This window comes from Peribacillus sp. P4_B1 (assembly GCF_056402395.1).
Genome location: NZ_JBFUHM010000140.1, coordinates 1 through 1,381 on the forward strand (window position 1 = coordinate 1; position 1,381 = coordinate 1,381).

The 1,381-nt window shown below is 39.5% G+C and carries 1 protein-coding gene and 1 pseudogene; one reads left to right on the forward strand and one right to left on the reverse strand.

Going from position 1 to position 1,381, the window contains the following annotated elements; all coding sequences use genetic code 11:
- Positions 1-386: 386 nt before the first annotated feature.
- Positions 387-1,052 (forward strand): annotated as a pseudogene (gene ltrA, locus AC1DVK_RS26850) (group II intron reverse transcriptase/maturase); the annotation flags it as partial.
- A gap of 37 nt (positions 1,053-1,089) precedes the next feature.
- On the opposite strand, the gene AC1DVK_RS26855 reads toward ltrA, so the two are convergent.
- A partial coding sequence (locus AC1DVK_RS26855) for a transposase (RefSeq protein WP_477627822.1) occupies positions 1,090-1,381 on the reverse strand: 292 nt, incomplete at its 5' end.

The window sequence follows — 1,381 nt, forward strand, 5'->3', positions numbered from 1 at the left end:
GTGGAATAAAATCTTGGCTCGACGAACAGGAATCTGATACTAAGGCTCGATAAAGGGATTAAACTCCAAGACAAGTTAAAGTCCAAAAGATGTGCGTAACTTTATAGAGTAAATCAGGCGAGTAAAAGAGGAAAGATAGGTGTCTTACCCTGGGAGGTCTTGCGGATGTACAGAAGTACAGTCGAAAAAGGTTAGTCGCAAGAAGTCAGCAGAAGCCATAGTAATGAAATAATTTCATGAAGGGCTGAACAATTTATAGTGTTTCAACGCCACGAATGCGTAAGTGACGAACTCCGAATGTGTTAATGGTGAAAGTATGAGCGTACCTCAAAGAATAACCAAAATGGAGATATCACTTACTACGTGAGAGGAAAGGAGAAACGAGTGTGGAACTTTTAGAACAAATCCTAAGTAATAAAAATATGAACGAAGCCTACATACGTGTCTATAAAAATAAAGGTGCAAGTGGGGTCGACGGAGTAACAGTCGACGAACTAAAGCAATACCTGAAAGAGAACAAAGATGAACTGCGTCAGCGCATCAGAACAAGAAGATACCAACCACAAGCTGCCTTAAGAGTGGAGATCCCAAAAGAAAATGGAAAGATGCGCAAATTGGGAATACCAACAGTAGTGGATAGAGTCGTTCAACAAGCCATTCATCAAGTTCTCAGTCCACTATTTGAAAAGAAATTCAGTGAATTCAGTTACGGTTTCAGACCAAAAAGAAGTTGTGAAATGGCGATAATTAAAAGCCTGGAGTTTCTGAATGATGAACATGATTGGGTAGTCGACATTGATCTTGAAAGATTCTTCGATACCGTCCATCACGATAAACTCATGAGAATCATATCCAACACAATAAAAGACGGAAATGTCATCTCGTTAATCAGAAAATACTTAGTCAGTGGAGTCATGGTGAATGGAAAATATGAAGACACACCTGTCGGTACTCCGCAAGGAGGCAACCTCAGTCCACTATTAAGTAATATAATGTTAAACGAACTTGATAAGGAACTGGAGAAAAGAGGACTAAGGTTCGTGAGGTATGCACATAACCCTGTCAAGTAGACAGTAAAAAAAGAGTATTTCAAGCTGCGGCCTTTTCTCGATATTCAATCGGGGAAAGGCCGTTAAATTTTTCCTGAAAGCGATCCGTATTGTAGAAGTCTATATACTCCTGAATAGCTACATAAGCTTCCTCTGCTGTTTTTGGACATACCAAATATAACTTCTCTGTTTTTAAATGCGAGAAGAAACTTTCTATACAAGCGTTATCATGACAATTGCCACGACGAGAGTGGCTTCCTTGAAGACCGAGTTCTTTTACCTGTCTTTCGTATGATTTCGTCGTATATTGGAATCCTTGATCGGAGTGAAGA